The sequence below is a fragment of the Polaromonas sp. P1_G4 genome (assembly GCF_056405475.1).
In genome coordinates, this window is record NZ_JBFUCA010000777.1 from 1 (window position 1) to 1,414 (window position 1,414).

Annotated in this window: 2 protein-coding genes; both read left to right on the plus strand. The window is 58.6% G+C overall.

Annotated elements, in window-relative coordinates:
• A partial coding sequence (ilvN, locus tag AC1D1X_RS23230) for an acetolactate synthase small subunit (RefSeq protein ID WP_477699334.1) occupies positions 1-361 on the plus strand: 361 nt, incomplete at its 5' end.
• Positions 362-488: 127 nt separating this feature from the next.
• Positions 489-1,414: ketol-acid reductoisomerase (gene ilvC, locus AC1D1X_RS23235; RefSeq protein ID WP_477699335.1), on the plus strand; the 926-nt coding region annotated here is incomplete at its 3' end.

Here is a 1,414-nt window from a genome sequence, read left to right on the forward strand (position 1 = left end):
GCGCATGACGATACAGACCACCGGTTCTGACGACGTCATTGAACAAATCACCAAGCACCTGAACCGACTGATTGAAGTCGTCAAGGTTGTCGATCTGACCGAAGGCTCCTACACCGAGCGTGAACTCATGATGGTCAAGGTGCGCGCAGTCGGCAAGGAGCGCGAAGAGATGAAGCGCATGGCTGATATATTCCGCGGGCGAATCATCGACGTGACGGAGAAAAGCTACACCATCGAGCTGACTGGGGACCAGTCCAAGAACGATGCATTTCTGGAAGCCATAGACCGCAGTGCGATCCTGGAGACGGTGCGAACCGGCTCCAGCGGCATCGGCCGTGGAGAGCGGATTTTGCGGGTTTGATTTAAGTCGTCCGTGCGCGCGTTTCGACAGGCTCAACGCGAACGGATTTTGAGTGGCGATATGCGTTTACCGTTCGCCCTGAGCCTGTCGAAGGGCATTTTCGCCAATACCTATTCTGGAGAGAAAAATGAAAGTTTTTTACGACAAAGATTGTGATTTGAGCCTGATCAAGGGCAAAACAGTCGCCATCATCGGCTACGGCAGCCAGGGCCACGCACACGCGCAAAACCTGAACGACAGCGGCGTGAAAGTGATCGTCGGCCTGCGCAAGGGCGGCGCTTCGTGGCCCAAGGTCGAAAAGGCCGGCCTGAAGGTCGCTGAAGTCGCGGACGCGGTCAAAGCCGCTGACGTGGTCATGATCCTGCTGCCCGACGAGCAAATCGGCGCGGTCTACAAAAACGACGTGGCTCCCCACATCAAGCAGGGCGCTTCCCTGGTTTTCGCCCACGGCTTCAACGTGCACTACGGCGCCGTGATTCCGCGCGCCGACCTCGACGTCTGGATGGTCGCCCCCAAGGCACCTGGCCACACGGTGCGCAATACCTACGCCCAGGGCGGCGGCGTACCTCACCTGGTTGCTGTGCACCAGGACAAGTCCGGCAAGGCCCGCGACCTGGCTCTCTCCTATGCCATGGCCAATGGCGGCGGCAAAGCCGGCATCATTGAAACCAACTTCCGCGAAGAAACCGAAACCGACCTGTTCGGCGAGCAGGCCGTTTTGTGCGGCGGTACCGTCGAGCTGATCAAGGCCGGCTTCGAAACGCTGGTGGAAGCTGGCTACGCCCCCGAAATGGCGTACTTTGAATGCCTGCACGAACTCAAGCTGATCGTTGACCTGATCTATGAAGGCGGCATCGCCAACATGAACTACTCGATCTCGAACAACGCTGAGTACGGCGAATACGTGACAGGCCCGAACATCGTGACCTCGGCCACGAAAGACGCGATGCGCAAGTGCCTGAAAGACATCCAGACGGGTGAATACGCCAAGAGCTTCCTGTTGGAAAACCAGGCTGGCGCGCCAACCCTGCTGAGCCGCCGCCGCCTGAATTC